Origin of the sequence: Microbacterium sp. LS_15 (assembly GCF_041954735.1) — a bacterium.
In the GTDB taxonomy this organism is placed as follows: Bacteria; Actinomycetota; Actinomycetes; order Actinomycetales; family Microbacteriaceae; genus Microbacterium.
This window is the reverse complement of sequence record NZ_JAVAYD010000001.1, coordinates 578,421-593,097: the sequence shown is the minus strand read 5'-3', so window position 1 is coordinate 593,097 and position 14,677 is coordinate 578,421. Positions and strand designations below refer to the sequence as shown.

14 protein-coding genes and 1 tRNA gene are annotated in these 14,677 nt (G+C 68.5%); 10 read left to right on the top strand and 5 right to left on the bottom strand.

The features are described 5' to 3' along the window. Positions 1-5: 5 nt before the first annotated feature. Together RAC69_RS02895 and leuA are read left to right on the top strand one after the other, a co-directional pair. A complete protein-coding gene (locus RAC69_RS02895; protein WP_375084974.1) occupies positions 6-962 on the top strand; it encodes a zinc-binding alcohol dehydrogenase family protein in 957 nt (318 codons plus the stop codon). A 190-nt stretch (positions 963-1,152) separates the two neighbouring features. Then, positions 1,153-2,907 carry a 2-isopropylmalate synthase gene (gene leuA / locus RAC69_RS02890; protein WP_375084972.1) on the top strand — a complete coding sequence of 585 codons (1,755 nt, stop codon included), beginning with the start codon at positions 1,153-1,155 and terminating at the stop codon, positions 2,905-2,907. 108 nt (positions 2,908-3,015) lie between these two features. Here leuA and RAC69_RS02885 read toward each other — a convergent pair whose 3' ends face one another. Further along, complete coding sequence (locus RAC69_RS02885; protein WP_375084970.1) at positions 3,016-3,708, bottom strand: trimeric intracellular cation channel family protein; 693 nt, start codon at positions 3,706-3,708, stop codon at positions 3,016-3,018. Between the two features lie 34 nt (positions 3,709-3,742). On the opposite strand from RAC69_RS02885, the gene recO reads away from it, so the two are divergent. Next, positions 3,743-4,486 carry a DNA repair protein RecO gene (recO, locus tag RAC69_RS02880; RefSeq protein WP_375084969.1) on the top strand — a complete coding sequence of 248 codons (744 nt, stop codon included), beginning with the start codon at positions 3,743-3,745 and terminating at the stop codon, positions 4,484-4,486. Further along, the gene (locus RAC69_RS02875) at positions 4,483-5,286 is read left to right on the top strand and encodes an isoprenyl transferase (protein WP_375084967.1); all 804 of its coding nucleotides are present in this window, start codon (positions 4,483-4,485) and stop codon (positions 5,284-5,286) included. Before recO ends, RAC69_RS02875 begins: the two co-directional genes overlap by 4 nt. Here RAC69_RS02875 and RAC69_RS02870 read toward each other — a convergent pair. Next, positions 5,226-5,837 (bottom strand): AAA family ATPase, encoded by a 612-nt coding sequence (locus RAC69_RS02870; protein WP_375084966.1) that lies wholly within the window; start codon positions 5,835-5,837, stop codon positions 5,226-5,228. The two genes, RAC69_RS02875 and RAC69_RS02870, sit on opposite strands and share 61 nt — an antisense overlap. A gap of 54 nt (positions 5,838-5,891) precedes the next feature. On the opposite strand from RAC69_RS02870, the gene RAC69_RS02865 reads away from it, so the two are divergent. Next, a complete protein-coding gene (locus RAC69_RS02865) occupies positions 5,892-6,584 on the top strand; it encodes a DsbA family protein (RefSeq protein WP_375084965.1) in 693 nt (230 codons plus the stop codon). Between the two features lie 66 nt (positions 6,585-6,650). Here the strand turns inward: RAC69_RS02865 and RAC69_RS02860 are convergent, their stop codons facing one another. Beyond that, positions 6,651-7,865: a metallophosphoesterase family protein gene (locus RAC69_RS02860; protein WP_375084964.1), complete on the bottom strand. Its 1,215-nt coding sequence runs from the start codon at positions 7,863-7,865 to the stop codon at positions 6,651-6,653. A 157-nt stretch (positions 7,866-8,022) separates the two neighbouring features. Continuing rightward, positions 8,023-8,514 (bottom strand): glutathione peroxidase, encoded by a 492-nt coding sequence (locus RAC69_RS02855; protein WP_375084962.1) that lies wholly within the window; start codon positions 8,512-8,514, stop codon positions 8,023-8,025. Positions 8,515-8,573: 59 nt separating this feature from the next. On the opposite strand from RAC69_RS02855, the gene dusB reads away from it, so the two are divergent. The 5 genes from dusB to RAC69_RS02830 all read left to right on the top strand — a co-directional run bounded on the left by dusB (position 8,574) and on the right by RAC69_RS02830 (position 13,954). Further along, positions 8,574-9,728: a tRNA dihydrouridine synthase DusB gene (dusB, locus tag RAC69_RS02850; RefSeq protein ID WP_341934224.1), complete on the top strand. Its 1,155-nt coding sequence runs from the start codon at positions 8,574-8,576 to the stop codon at positions 9,726-9,728. Beyond that, entirely contained in the window at positions 9,718-11,103 is a 1,386-nt protein-coding gene (locus RAC69_RS02845) for a deoxyguanosinetriphosphate triphosphohydrolase (protein ID WP_375084960.1), read from the top strand. Before dusB ends, RAC69_RS02845 begins: the two co-directional genes overlap by 11 nt. Continuing rightward, positions 11,103-12,974, top strand: coding sequence for a DNA primase (gene dnaG, locus RAC69_RS02840; RefSeq protein ID WP_375084958.1), 1,872 nt, complete (start codon positions 11,103-11,105; stop codon positions 12,972-12,974). Before RAC69_RS02845 ends, dnaG begins: the two co-directional genes overlap by 1 nt. A 36-nt stretch (positions 12,975-13,010) precedes the next feature. Then, positions 13,011-13,784 (top strand): ATP-binding cassette domain-containing protein, encoded by a 774-nt coding sequence (locus RAC69_RS02835; protein WP_096715524.1) that lies wholly within the window; start codon positions 13,011-13,013, stop codon positions 13,782-13,784. Positions 13,785-13,881: 97 nt separating this feature from the next. After that, positions 13,882-13,954: transfer RNA gene (locus tag RAC69_RS02830), tRNA-Asn, on the top strand. Between the two features lie 124 nt (positions 13,955-14,078). On the opposite strand, the gene RAC69_RS02825 is transcribed toward RAC69_RS02830, so the two are convergent. Next, the gene (locus RAC69_RS02825; RefSeq protein WP_375084957.1) at positions 14,079-14,594 is read right to left on the bottom strand and encodes a septum formation family protein; all 516 of its coding nucleotides are present in this window, start codon (positions 14,592-14,594) and stop codon (positions 14,079-14,081) included. Positions 14,595-14,677: the final 83 nt, after the last annotated feature.

Sequence of the window (14,677 nt, the reverse complement as noted above, 5' to 3'; positions counted from 1 at the left end):
ATCCGATGCCTGAAGACACCACGCTCCGCGCCCGCCACTGGGTCGCTCCGGGCCCCGGTGAGCCGTCGACGTGGGACTTCGTGGAGGAGGCTGTCCCGGACCCGCAGGAGGGCGAGATCACGGTCCGCGTGCGTGCGGCCGGAGTGAACCCCGCCGATGCGAAGCACATCGCCGTCCCGCGAGAAGGTGTGGAGTTCCCGGTGCCGATCGGCTACGAGATCTCGGGCGAGATCGTCGCCATCGGGCAGAACACGCGCATCGGGTCAGGTGAGGCGCGGGTCGGGGACGAGATCGTCGCCTTCCGCGTGCGCGGCGGTTACGCCGAGACCGTCACCATCCCCGCCGAGAAGGCCTTCATCAAGCCCACGACGCTCAGCCACGCGGAGGCCGCGAATCTGCTGCTCGCGGGGACGACGGCGGCCGAGATGCTCTGGGTGACGGGTGTCGCACCGGGTGAGACCGTGCTGCTGCACGGCGCGTCCGGCGCCGTCGGTGTGAGCGTGCTGCAGCAGGCTGCGCTCCGCGGAGTCCGGGTGATCGGCACGGCGAGTGCGGCGCGGGCCGACGTGGTGCGGGAGTTCGGGGGACTGCCGGTCGAATACGGCCCTGGACTCGGTGATCGCGTGCGTGATCTCGCGGACGGCATGGTCGCTGCGGCCCTCGACGCGGTGGGCACGGACGAGGCCGTCGACGTCTCGCTCGACCTCGTCCGCGATCGCCGACGCATCGTGACCATCGCCGCGTTCGGACGCGCGGAGGACGAGGGGATTATCGCGATCGCCGGCTCGATGCCCGAGAGCGCCCGGTTCCGCGACGAGGTGCGTCCGGATCTCATCGCTCTCGCCCAGAGCGGCGACCTCGTCGTGCCCGTCGCGAAGACCTTCCCCCTCGCGGAGGCACCGGCAGCACTGGAGTTCCTCGCGGGCGGGCACCCGGGAGGGAAGCTCGCGCTCATCCCCTGAGCGGGTGCGGGTACGACATCCCGCCGCAGCACCCGGTCGAACCGGCGGCGGTGCCCTGCTAGCATGGCCGCATGCCTTTCGGCGGTCTGCTTCTTCTTAGCTGCCGCGACGAGTCCTGAGAGCTAGGGCCTTCCTCGTCGCGGCGCTCGTGTTGGCCCGAACACATTCCTGACGAGAGAAGAAGCCCCTCATGAAGAACACTCAGCGCCCGTCGTCGATGCCGATCCACAAGTACCGGCCGTTCCACGAGCAGATCGCGGTGAACCTGCCCGACCGCACCTGGCCTGACGCCCGCATCACCGAGGCCCCCCGCTGGTGCGCGGTCGACCTGCGCGACGGCAACCAGGCCCTCATCGATCCCATGTCGCCCGAGCGCAAGCGGGTGATGTTCGAGCTGCTCGTCAGCATGGGGTACAAGGAGATCGAGGTCGGGTTCCCGTCGGCGAGCCAGACCGATTTCGACTTCGTCCGCCAGCTGATCCAAGAGAATCTGATCCCCGATGACGTCACCATCCAGGTGCTGACGCAGGCGCGCGAGCACCTGATCGAGCGGACGTACGAAGCCATCGCCGGTGCCAAGCAGGCGATCGTGCACCTGTACAACTCCACGAGCGTGCTGCAGCGCGAGGTCGTGTTCCGCACTGACAGGCAGGGCATCATCGACATCGCGCTCGAGGGCGCGCGCCTGTGCCGGCGGTTCGAGAAGACGATCCCCGACACGAGGGTCTACTACGAGTACTCGCCGGAGAGCTACACCGGCACCGAGCTCGAGTTCGCCGTGGACGTGTGCAATCAGGTCATCGAGATCTTCGAGCCGACCCCCGACCGCAAGGTCATCATCAACCTGCCGGCCACGGTCGAGATGGCGACGCCCAACGTCTACGCCGACTCGATCGAGTGGATGAGCCGTCACCTGGCCCACCGCGAGAACGTCATCCTCTCGCTGCACCCGCACAACGACCGCGGTACCGCGATCGCCGCGGCGGAGCTCGGGTACATGGCGGGGGCCGACCGCATCGAGGGATGCCTGTTCGGCAATGGGGAGCGCACCGGGAACGTCGACCTCGTCGCCCTGGGAATAAACATGTTCACGCAGGGGATCGACCCGCAGATCGACTTCAGCGACATCGATCAGGTCAAGCGCACGGTGGAGTACTGCAACCAGCTGCCCGTGCCGGAGCGCAGCCCGTGGGCGGGCGACCTCGTGTTCACCGCATTCAGCGGATCGCACCAGGATGCGATCAAGAAGGGCTTCGAGGCCATGGCCGCCGAGGCGGAGGCGAAGGGCGTCTCGGTCGACGAGATCGAGTGGGCGGTGCCGTATCTGCCCGTCGACCCGAAGGACCTGGGCCGCTCGTACGAAGCGGTGATCCGCGTGAATTCGCAGTCGGGCAAGGGCGGCGTCGCGTACCTGCTGAAGGCCGACCACGCGATCGACCTGCCTCGCAAGCTGCAGATCGAGTTCTCGGGCGTCGTGCAGGCGAAGACGGATGCCGAGGGTGGCGAGGTCACGAGCGAGCAGATCTGGTCGGTCTTCAACGACGAGTACCTGCCGGCCGACGACGAGTCAGCCAAGTGGGGTCGCTTCGAGCTGCTGGCGACGCAGACCCGCAGCGACATGTCCGGCGAGGTCGTCCTCGATGTGGAGCTGCGCGACGACGACGAGCGGATCTCGGTCACCGGCTCGGGCAACGGTCCGGTTGCCGCGTTCGTCGAGGTGCTGCGCGCCCAGGGCTTCGACATCACCGTCTACGACTACGTGGAGCACGCGCTCAGCGCCGGCGGTGACGCTCAGGCGGCCGCGTACGTCGAGCTGCAGGTCGGCGATCAGCGCCTGTGGGGCGTGGGTATCGACGGCGACATCTCGACGGCATCCCTCAAGGCGATCGTGTCGGGCGTGAACCGGTCGATCCGCAGCCGTCAGCACGAGCTCGCCGCGGTCTGACCCTTTTCCGCTGACACCTGCTGTGGGAATCCCCGCGGGATTCCCACAGCAGGTGCCGACCTCAGGCCTCGAGCGAGGAGCGCAGCGACGAGTCGAAACGCGGTGCGGTCAGTCGCCGGGTTTGACGATCGGGATGACCCCGGTCTCGGCCGCCACCTTGCGGCGGTAGAGGCGGCGCTGCTCGGGCAGCGATACGTCGAAGCTGACGGCGAGCACCCGGATCACGGCTGTGACGGCGATGCCGGTGACCGCGGCGAGGGGGATCGACATGCCGAGCGCGTGGGCGATCACGATGAACGCTGATCCTCCGCCGGCGGCGACGGCGTAGAGCGATCCGACGTGCATGATCGCGGTCGGCAGGCCCATGAGCATGTCGCGCAGCACGCTGCCGCCGACTGCGGCGCAGACGCCGATGAAAACGGCCGGCACCTCGGGGATGCCGAGCGCGAGGGCCTTGCTCGTACCGAACGCCCCGAACATTCCGATCACGACGGCATCCAGGCCGACGATGACCTTGTTGAGGCGCGTGAAGAGTCCAGCGAGCAGCATCCCGAAGAGCGCGGCGCCCGTGGCCGTGACCAGATACCACTGGTTCTGCAGTGTCGCGGGGGTCTGGCCCAGCAGGATGTCGCGGATGAGACCGCCGCCCATGCCGATCATGATGCCGATGATCGCGACCCCGAGCCAGTCGAGCCGTCGCTGCCCCTGGAACCCGGAGGCGAAGAGCGCTCCCTGGACGCCGCCGAGCCCGACGCCGAGAAGATCCGCCCAGAACGGAATGATGAAGAGCGGTTCGGTCACCCGTCCATTGTCGCGCACGGAGGATAATCGAGGGGTGCCCACGTACCGAGACGAAGCAGTGATCCTGCGCACCCACAAGCTGGGTGAGGCCGATCGCATCGTCACCATGCTGTCGCGACGCCACGGCAAGGTGCGCGCCGTGGCGAAGGGCGTGCGGCGGACGTCGTCGAAGTTCGGATCCCGGCTTGAGCCGTTCATGGTCGCCGACGTGCAGCTGTACGAGGGGCGCTCGCTCGACATCGTGCAGCAGGCGGAGTCATTGGGCTCCTACGGTGCCGACATCGCCTCGCACTACGACCGGTTCACCTCGGCGAATGCGATGGTCGAGACAGCCGACCGGCTGAGCGAGTCCGAGGCGACTCCCGAGCAGTATCTGCTGCTCGTCGGCGGACTGCGGGCACTCTCCCGCGGGGAGCACTCGCCGCGCAGCATCCTGGATTCCTATCTGCTCCGCGTCATGGCGCTCTCCGGATGGGCGCCGTCGCTGACCGATTGCGCGCGCTGCGGCATGCCCGGTCCGCACACGACGTTCGTCGCCCAGCTCGGTGGCGTGGTGTGCCGCAACGACGCGCCCGCCGGAAGCCCTCGCGTCGCGGAGAGCACGCTGGCCCTGCTCCGGTCGCTCATGGCGGGGGAGTGGGACGTCATCGACGCGGCATCCGTGCAGGAGACGTCAGCGGCCTCCGGACTCATCGCCGCCTACGCGCAGTGGCATCTCGAGCGCGGCATCCGCTCGCTCGCCCACGTGATCGACGATTCCCGAGAAGGAGCCCGGTGAGCCCGAAGCCGTACACGCACAAGGATGCCGTGGCGTACCGCCCGCTCGACTGGACGGGGCTGTACCCGCCGCAGTTCCCGGCGGTGCCGGAGCACGTGGCGATCGTCATGGACGGCAACGGCCGGTGGGCGAATCGTCGCGGCCTCAACCGCATCGAAGGGCACAAGGCGGGCGAGGAGGTGCTGCTCGACGTGGTCGCCGGCGCCATCCAGGCCGGTGTGAAGCACCTGTCGGTGTACGCGTTCTCGACCGAGAACTGGGCGCGCTCGCCCGAGGAGGTGCGCTTCCTCATGGGGTACAACCGCGACGTGCTGCATCGCCGGCGCGACCAGCTCAACGAGTGGGACGTGCGCATCCGCTGGGCCGGACGCAAACCGCGCCTGTGGGGCAGCGTCATCACAGAGCTGCAGCGCGCGGAGGAGCTCACGAAGACGAACACGGGGCTGACGCTCACGATGTGCGTGAACTACGGCGGACGGGTCGAGCTCGTCGACGCCATGCGGTCGATCGCCGCCGACGTCGGCGCCGGTCGGGTCAAGCCGAACGCGATCAGCGAGAAGATGATCCGTCGGCACCTCTATGTGCCGGACATGCCCGACGTCGACCTGTTCCTGCGCAGCTCGGGCGAGCAGCGCACCTCGAACTTCCTGCTGTGGGAGTCGGCCTACGCCGAGATGGTGTTCCTCGACACGCTCTGGCCGGACTTCTCCCGCGAGGAGCTGTGGCGAGCGATCGGCATCTACCTGTCGCGCGACCGACGCTTCGGTGGGGCCGTCGACACGCCGGACGCGCCCGCCTGAGCCCGAAGCCAGCGCTCGGCCTCGCGCGGATGGCGCAGGCGCACGATGGTCAGGTGCGGGAACGCGACCTCGGCCTCCGGCATCCGCTCGGTCCATTTGTGCAGGGTCATGGTCTGCCAGGCGACGATGTTCTCTTCGGGATCCCCGCTGAACATGCGCCAGATCGGCTTCTCGACGTTGCCGTTCCACATCTTCGTGCGCAGGATGCTGCGGCTCAGGGTGCGCCGCAGCAGTCGCGCACGAACGATGCGGAAGGGATAGTCCAGCCAGACGACGAGGTCGGCGCGCGGCGCGAGGATGTCGTCGGTGCCCTTGCTCGTGTACTGCCACTCGGTCACCCAGAGCTCTTCCGAGGCGAAGGCGCGGACGTCGTCGAGGAAGCTCGGGCGCGGTGTCCAGTTCTCTCCGTGGAAGAGGCCGTCGATCTCGGTGTGCCGGAGGTTCCAGAGCGCGGCGATGCGCCGGGAGAGGGTCGTCTTCCCGGATCCGGTGACGCCGGCGACGAGCACCCGACGCGGCGTTCGGGGGAGCGGATCGTCGGCGGAGAGCATCCGAGAATCCTATCGATCGGAATAGCGTCGACGAGGATGCGGTTGGATGACAGTGTGACTGAACCCATCTCGATCGACATCTGGTCCGACATCGCGTGCCCGTGGTGCTACATCGGCAAGCGCAATCTCGAGAAGGGACTCGAGGCCACGGCGGGCGACGACGACGCGCCCCGGGTCAACATCACGTTCCACTCCTTCGAGCTCTCGCCCGACACCCCGGTCGACTTCGACGGTGATGAGATCGACTTCCTCTCCGGACACAAGGGCATGCCTCGCGAACAGGTCGAGCAGATGCTCTCGCACGTCACCGGTGTGGCGGAGAACGCGGGTCTGCAGTATCGCTTCGACCTGCTGCAGCACACGAACACGGTCAAGGCCCACGAACTCCTCCACTTCGCGAAGGCGAACGACCTGCAGCACGAGATGGAGGAGCGGCTCATGTCCGCGTACTTCACCGAGGGCAAGCACGTCGGCCGTGTCGACGATCTCGTCGAGCTGGCGGTCGAGGTCGGCCTGGATGCCGATCAGGCGCGGGAGGCGCTGGAGACTTCCCGTCACCTGCAGGACGTGCGTCAGGACCAGGCGCAGGCCCAGGCCTACGGCATCCAGGGCGTCCCGTTCTTCGTGATCGACGGTCAGTACGGCATCAGCGGCGCCCAGCCGCCCGCGGCGTTCGAGAACGTCCTGCGCGACCTGTGGGCCAAGCGCGGAGCTCCCGAGGAAGAAGCGTCCGCAGTCCAGGCCTGAGTCATAGTCCCGCGCGGTCGGGGCGACGGGAGCGCGGATCCTGTCGCCTCGACCGGTCTGCACGCGTCACAGACGCTGCTGCTTCGGCGCGAGCGGAAGCGGCTCCATGGGCTGGTCGTCGGCGGTCAGGTCGATGCCGAGCTCTCGGGCGTACACGACGCGCGTCGCCATCGACACGTCGTCACCGGTCTCCGTGAGCTCGAACACGCGACCGCCGCGCATGCGGTTGCGCTCGGCGCCGTCGAGGCCGTACGCGCCGAAGCCTGTGCCCGGCGCGTAGCCGAGCTGCACGCCGTAGTAGTCACCCGCATAGTCGTTGATGTGGTCGTGCCCGACGAAGACCCCCTTCACGTCACCCCGCTCGAGAATCGCGTTGAACATCCCCGAGTTGAAAGGCCCAGGGCATTCGTCCTCGTTCCGCTCGCCGGTGATCCGGTGCCGCGCCCGGCCGCGCGCGGCGTCCGACTCCGTGCGGGTGTCTACGCCGCCCCACCACATGAAACGGTGTTCCCACAGGGCGATGTGCAGGAACATCAGACCAGGCAGCTTGGCTCCCCGCCGCTTCTCCAACTCCTGCGACTGCTGCCGGTACCAGGCGACCTGGTCCATCCGTACCCAGTCCCAGGTGGGATACCCGGAGAAGTCCTGGCCGTTGATCGATTCAGGCGCGTACCGACCGGAGTCGATGAGCCACAGAGCGAAAGCCTCTCGGTTCTTCTTCGCCGACGAGCCGATCGTCACGATCGTGTTGCTGGTGCCCGTCACGCCGCGAGTGTTCTCGGCGTTCACGTTGTAGTCGTAGGAGCGGTAGATCGCCAGCATCCCTGCCTCGTCGACGCCGGACTGCGGCAGGGAGTCCTCGTCGTGATTGCCGAAGGTGACGGCCCACGGAATCTGACGCGATTCCATCGGCCAGACGACGTTGTTGATCGCCTGCTTCACAGCCAGCCGGGTTTCACAGCCTCCCGTGATCACGTCGCCGTTGATGACCACGAAGTCGGGTTTCTCCTGATCGAGCACCTTCTCGATCAGCTCCACCGTGCGTCGGTCAGTGAGTTCGTCGTCCTGTGTGTCGTTGAACTGCACGACTTTGAAGGTTCCGTCGGAGTGGAATCGCAGACGGCCGGCCCTGCCGGGCGCAGTCGGGCGCGTCGTTGATCCCGCCTCAGCGGTGACGGCGGCGTTCGCCGGTGCTGCGCCGAGCGGCAGAGCGGTGCTGAGCGCGCCGATCGCGCCTGCGGTGAGGACGGTTCGCCGGCTGATCGGGAAGCGGTCGGGCATGTTCGATCTCCTTGTCTTCGAGCGGACTTCGCCGTGGTGAGACTAAGGAGAGGGCATGACCGCGAGCGGACCGGCAGGTGAACGGCTCGCCTGCCAGCGCCGCCGGGACGCAGCTGCGCGGGTAGCGCGCAGGTGAACCGTGCGGTCGCCGCTCGATCTAGCGCGTCAGTGCGGACTCGATCGCGCCGACGATCGCGGGGTCGTCCGGCTTCTGCTTCGGACGGAAGCGGATGACCTCGCCGTCGGGGAGCACGAGGAACTTCTCGAAGTTCCACTCCACGCGTCCGGCCTTGCCGCCCGCGTCCGCGGTCTGCTTCAGCGCCTTGTAGAGGTCGGCCGCGTTCTTCCCGTTGACCTTGACCTTGTCGTTGATCGGGAAGGTCACGCCGTAGGTGGTCGAGCAGAAGTCGAGGATCTGCTCCATCGAGCCCGGCTCCTGGCCGAAGAACTGGTTGCAGGGGAAGCCCACTACGCTGAATCCGCGGTCGCCGTAGAGGCGCTGCAGCTCCTCCAGCTGCTCGTACTGCGGAGTGAGTCCGCACTTCGACGCGACGTTGACGACGAGCACGACCTCGCCCAGATCGTCGAGGGTCTTCTCGTTGCCGTCGGCGTCGCGGAAGGGGATGGAACGGACTGCGGAATCGCTCATGCTCACAGCTTAGGTCGATGCGCCGCGACCGGCCCCGTGTCTGGGAGAATGGAGAGGTCATGACTGTCGCAACCGCCCCCGTTCCCACCCTCCGCATCGGCCCGATCGCACTCGACGTGCCCGTCGTGCTCGCGCCCATGGCGGGGATCACGAACACGGCGTTCCGTCGGCTGTGCCGCGAGTACGGTGCCGGTCTGTACGTGAGCGAGATGATCACGTCCCGCGCCCTCGTCGAGCGCAACGAGACCACGATGCGCCTCATCCGCCACCACGAGTCGGAGACGCCCCGCTCCATCCAGCTGTACGGCGTCGACCCGAAGACGATCGCGGATGCCGTGCGCATCATCGTCGCCGAGGACCACGCCGACCACATCGACCTCAACTTCGGCTGCCCGGTGCCCAAGGTCACCCGCAAGGGCGGCGGGGCCGCGCTGCCGTGGAAGTCGTCGCTCTTCGCCGACATCGTCACCCAGGCCGTCAAGGCCGCGGGAGACATCCCGCTCACGGTCAAGATGCGCAAGGGCATCGACCCCGACCACCTCACGTTCCTGGACGCGGGGCGCGCAGCGGAGGATGCCGGAGCGGCCGCCGTCGCACTGCACGCCCGCACGGCGAGCGAGTTCTACTCGGGCTTCGCCGACTGGAACGCCATCGGCGAGCTCAAGCAGGCCGTGACGAGCATCCCGGTTCTCGGCAACGGCGACATCTGGTCGGCCGACGATGCCGTGCGCATGATGGAGCAGACCGACTGCGACGGCGTCGTCGTCGGTCGAGGATGCCTCGGTCGTCCCTGGCTGTTCGGCGAGCTCGCCAACGCCTTCGGCGGGGAGGGCAAGACGGTGGACGCGAACCTCGGCTTCGTCGCCGACGCGTTCAAGCGTCACGCGGAACTGCTCGTCGAGTTCTTCGAAGACGAGGACCGCGGGTGCCGCGACGTCCGCAAGCATGTCGCCTGGTACTTCAAGGGCTACCCGGTCGGCGGAGACATCCGCACCGGGCTCGCCACGGCATCCAGTCTCCAGGAGATCGACGACCTGCTCGGCCAGCTCGACCACTCGGCGCCGTACCCCGGCGCGGATGCGGAGGGGCAGCGCGGTCGTTCCGGTCGGCCCAAGCGGCCGGCTCTGCCGGACAAGTGGCTGGAGTCGCGTGAGCTCGCGGCGACGGCCTCGGAGATGATGCGAGGCGCGGAGATCGAGAACAGTGGCGGCTGAGGCGTCCGCGCCGTCGCGGACGGACGGATACGATCCCCGAGACGCCGAGCGGTTCTTCGCCGAGACCCATCGCTCCGAACGCGACGACTTCGCGCGCGACCGCGCTCGCGTGCTGCACTCGGCCGCGCTGCGCCGACTCGCCGCCAAGACCCAGGTGCTGAGCCCCGCGAGCACGGCCGACTTCGCGCGCAACCGGCTCACGCACTCGCTCGAGGTGGCCCAGGTGGGGCGAGAGCTCGCCTCGGCGCTCGGCGTCTCGGCCGACGTGGTCGACACCGCGTGCCTCAGCCACGACCTCGGGCACCCGCCCTTCGGGCACAACGGCGAGCGGGCGCTCAACGAATGGGCCGAGCCCATCGGCGGTTTCGAGGGCAACGCGCAGTCCCTGCGCATCCTCACCCGTCTCGAGGCGAAGGCGATCGACGACGACGGACAGTCGGTGGGGCTGAACCTCACCAGGGCGAGTCTGGACGCGACGTGCAAGTACCCGTGGACGGTCGACAGCCCCGTGCCCGACCCCGGCGGCCGCCTGAAGTTCGGCGTCTACCCCGAGGACGAAGCCGTGTTCCGCTGGATGCGCGAGGGCGCCACCGGTCGGCTGCGCTGCATCGAGGCCGAGATCATGGACCTGTCCGACGACATCGGCTACTCGGTGCACGACTTCGAGGACGCGATCGTCAACGGCTACGTCGACGTCGCCCAGCTCTCCGACCCCCTCGCACATGACGCGCTGATCGACCGCATCCAGCAGTGGGTGGGCTACGACTTCACGCGCGACGAGCTGGCGGACGCGCTCTACCGGCTCTCGTCCCAGCCGATGTGGCTGTCGTCGTTCGACCGGTCGCGGCGCGACCTCGCACGGCTCAAGAACCTCACCAGCGACCTCATCGGCCGTTTCGCGAGGGCAGCGGTCTCGGCGACGCGCGAGGCGTACGCCGGTCCTGTGCTCGTGCGCTACAACGCGCATGTCGTCGTGCCGCGGGTGGTCGAGGCGGAGATCGCCGTGCTCAAGGGGATCATGGGGCAGGCCATCGTCACGATCGAGGCGCGCAAGGGCGTCTACAAGGAGCAACGGCGGGTGCTGAAGCGCCTGGCGGACGCCCTGTGGTCGACCGACGCGCTGTGGTCGGCCGGTGCCGACGTGCTGGAGCCCGCGTTCTCCGCCGACTTCATCGCCGCAAGCAGCGACGCGGAGCGCGCGAGGGTCGTCGTAGACCAGATCGCGAGCCTCACCGACCAGAGCGCCATCGACTGGCACAACCGACTCGTGGGCGAGATCGACCCGGCCGAGGTCGGCATCTGGACGCCGCGTCACGCGCGGCCGGGCGGACGGATGCACACTCCGCCCGCGGCGGTGATCGAAGGGGTGCGCTGATGCCCCGCATCCGCCAGGCCGACGTCGACGAGGTCAAGGCCCGCACCAACATCGCCGACATCGTCGGCGAGCGTGTCGCCCTCAAGTCCGCGGGGGTGGGATCGCTCAAGGGTCTGTGCCCTTTCCATGACGAGAAGAGCCCGAGCTTCCACGTGCGCCCGCAGGTGGGCTACTACCACTGCTTCGGCTGCGGCGAGTCCGGCGACGTCTACTCGTTCCTCCGTGAGATGGACCACGTGAGCTTCACGGAGGCCGTCGAGCGCCTCGCCGGCCGCATCGGCTACACCCTGCACTACGAAGACGGGGGAGCAGCGCCGGAGACGAGCGGTCGCAGCCGCCTGTATGCGGCGAACACGGCGGCGGCGGAGTTCTTCCGCTCGCAGCTGCTGACGGCGGATGCCGAGGCGGGGCGACGCTTCCTCGGGGAGCGGGGGTTCGACGCGGGAGCGGCAGCGCACTTCGGTGTGGGTTTCGCGCCGCGCGGCTGGGACGGGATGCTGAAGGCGCTGAGCGCCCAGGGGTTCACACGGGAGGAGCTCCTGACGGCAGGCCTCGTGTCACAGGGACAGCGCGGCGTGTACGACCGCTTCCGCGGTCGCCTGGTGTGGCCGATCCGCGACGTGTCCGGGCAGACGATCGGCTTCGGCGCCCGCAAGCTCTTCGACGACGATCAGGGCCCCAAGTACCTCAACACCCCCGAGACGCCGATCTACAAGAAGGCCCAGGTGCTCTACGGGCTCGACCTCGCGAAGCGCGACATCTCGCGCGGCGACCCGCGTCGTGTGGTGGTCGTCGAGGGGTACACCGACGTGATGGCCTGCCACCTCGCAGGGCTCACCACGGCGATCGCGACCTGTGGCACGGCCTTCGGCACCGACCACATCAAGGTGCTGCGGCGGGTGATGGGCGATGACAACGCCTCCGGCGAGGTCGTGTTCACGTTCGACGGCGACGAGGCGGGGCAGAAGGCCGCGCTCCGCGCCTTCACCGAGGACGACCGCTTCAATGCCCAGACGTTCGTCGCGGTGGCGCCGGACGGCCTCGACCCCTGCGACCTCCGGCTGCAGCGCGGTGACGCCGCCGTGCGCTCCCTCATGGACTCCAAGCAGCCGATGTTCGAGTTCGCCATCGACCGCAAGCTCGGCGGCTTCGACCTCTCCACGGTCGAGGGGCGCGTCGGAGCGCTCCGCGCTGCGGCGCCGATCGTCGCGGAGATCAGGGACCAGCTGCTGCGCCCCGGCTACGAGCGCGTCCTGGCGCGTCGGCTCGGCATGGATCCCACCGAGGTGCACAGCGAGGTCGAGCGCGTGGCACGCCGCGGCGGCTCGACCTCCCGACCTGAGCCCCAGCGCCGAGATGACGCGCCCTCCGTCGACGGCGCAGGCGGCGGACAGAGCTTCGCACCGGTCACGCTCGCGAGCCTGCCCCGCACCGCCGACGTGGCGGTCGAGCGGGACGCTCTGATGGGTGTTCTGCAATACGGTCACCAGCTCGACCAGGCTCTGCTCACGCGCGCGCTCGACGGGCCGTTCCGCACGGCGGGACTCGACGCGGTGCGGGAGGCCGTGGCATCCGCCCCCGATCGCACGAGGGCCGGATGGGTCACCGAGGCGGTCAACGCGGTGCGCGAGCCGTACCGGTCGCTGGCGGGCGAACTGCTCATGACTCCGTTCCCCGCTCGCGACGAGGAGGGGGCGGTGGCATCGGCGACCGACCTCGCCCGCCGCCTCATCATGCGCGGCCTGGAGCACGAGAAGCAGGAACTGCTCGGCGCGGTGCAGCGCGTTCCCGCCGACTCCGACGGAGGTCGCGCGCTGCGGATGCGTCTCCGCGACATCGACGTGGAACGCCAGCGCTTCGCCGAGTCGTAGAGGGGCTCGCCCCTGTCGGCACGGCAGGATGGAGTCATGTTCTCTCGGCCGGAATCGACCAACGCGATCGACTGCTCTGATCTGGTGATCGATCGCATCGGGCACAGCGCTCCGACCCGTGCCGTCGACGGCGTGAGCTTCACGCTTCGGCCGGGGGAGCTCATCTGCGTCGCCGGACCGACCGGGTCGGGCAAGTCGACCCTCGTGGCAGCTCTCGCGGGGTCGACAGATCCCTCGGTGCGCGTCGTCGGCGGAAGCGCCCAGGTGTGCGGTGTCGACGTGCGGCGCCCAGGGCGCAAGCACCGGCTGCTCACCTACCGCACCGGCTTCGTGCCGCAGGGGGCGGGGGCCGACCTGCCGCCGCGGCTCACGGTGAACGAGGTGATCGCCGAGCCCATCCTCATCCGCGAGAAGCGCGTCAACGCGAAGGCGCTGTCGATCCGGGTGGCCACGCTGCTCGACGAGCTGCATCTGCCGCTCGGGACGGCGGCGAAGTTCCCGTACGAGCTGAGCGCGGGCATGCGGCAGCGCGTGGCGATCGCGCGGTCGTTCGTTCTCGAACCCCGCGTGCTCATCGCCGACGAGATCCTCGCGAACCTGGACCTCGAGGTGCGTCCCGTCGTGTTCGACGCCATCACCCGCCGCCGCAAGGAGGAGGGGATGGGGGCTCTGCTCGTCACCAATGACGCGGCCTTCATCCGTGAGCTGAACGCCGAGACGCTCATGCTCCGCAGCGGTCACGTGGTCGCCCGGGGCGTCGGCAAGGACCTGCTCTGGGTGCCCAACGCGGAGGCGGATTCGCAGCGCTGAGACCGCGCCGCGTCGACACGCCCGATGTGCGGCCCGTGTCACGAGCACGCGTCGGAGTTTGCTAGGATTGACGAGTTGCCCGCGCAGCGGAGCACATTCCTCGGTAGCTCAATTGGCAGAGCAGCCGGCTGTTAACCGGCAGGTTCTTGGTTCGAGTCCAAGCCGGGGAGCTAAGACCCCTGGCCTTCATCTGAAGGCCAGGGGTTCTCCTTTTTCCGGACGATGTGGTCGCGGTCCGGAGACGCGGAAAGGGCCCCGCCGTTCGGCGAGGCCCTTTCGTGACTGCGGGTCGACTCAGCGCGCAGCGCCCTTCAGCGAACCCGTCGTCTGACCGGCGGGGTCGGAGATGACGCACTGCACGACGCGGTCGTTCAGCTGGTCCCACGTCTGCTGGGTCGGCGTGATCGGGTAGACCTCGAGGGTCGAGTCCTGGAAGCCGATGCCGACGAAGTTCGTGTACGCGTCGCCGATGCACTCCTGCGAGGCGGTGTCTATGGCCTCCTCCGAGAACTCGCCGTCGTCCATCGTGATCTCGTAGTAGACCTCTTCATCGTGCGGCTGGTCGCACGGGACGACGTCCGCGTCCTCGATGAGGCCCGTCGCACTCGCCATCTTGCAGTCGCCCAGCTTGAGGGAGAAGATGTCGATGTTCGAGCTCTCGGTGACCTGGCCGGTCTCCTCATCGCGGTCGGCGTCTCCCGAGCCTCCACCGAGGATCCCGTTCAGCGCGCTACAACCGGTCAGCGCGACGGACAGCGCGACCGCCGAACTGGCGAGTGCGAGTGCGCGTCGTGTGCGCAGTTTCATCATGACTACCCCTCCCAGAGCCTCGTGGTGCGCGGGAATATCGGTATCCCGCCCCGAAGAACGCTATAGGGATCGGAGTCTGTGAT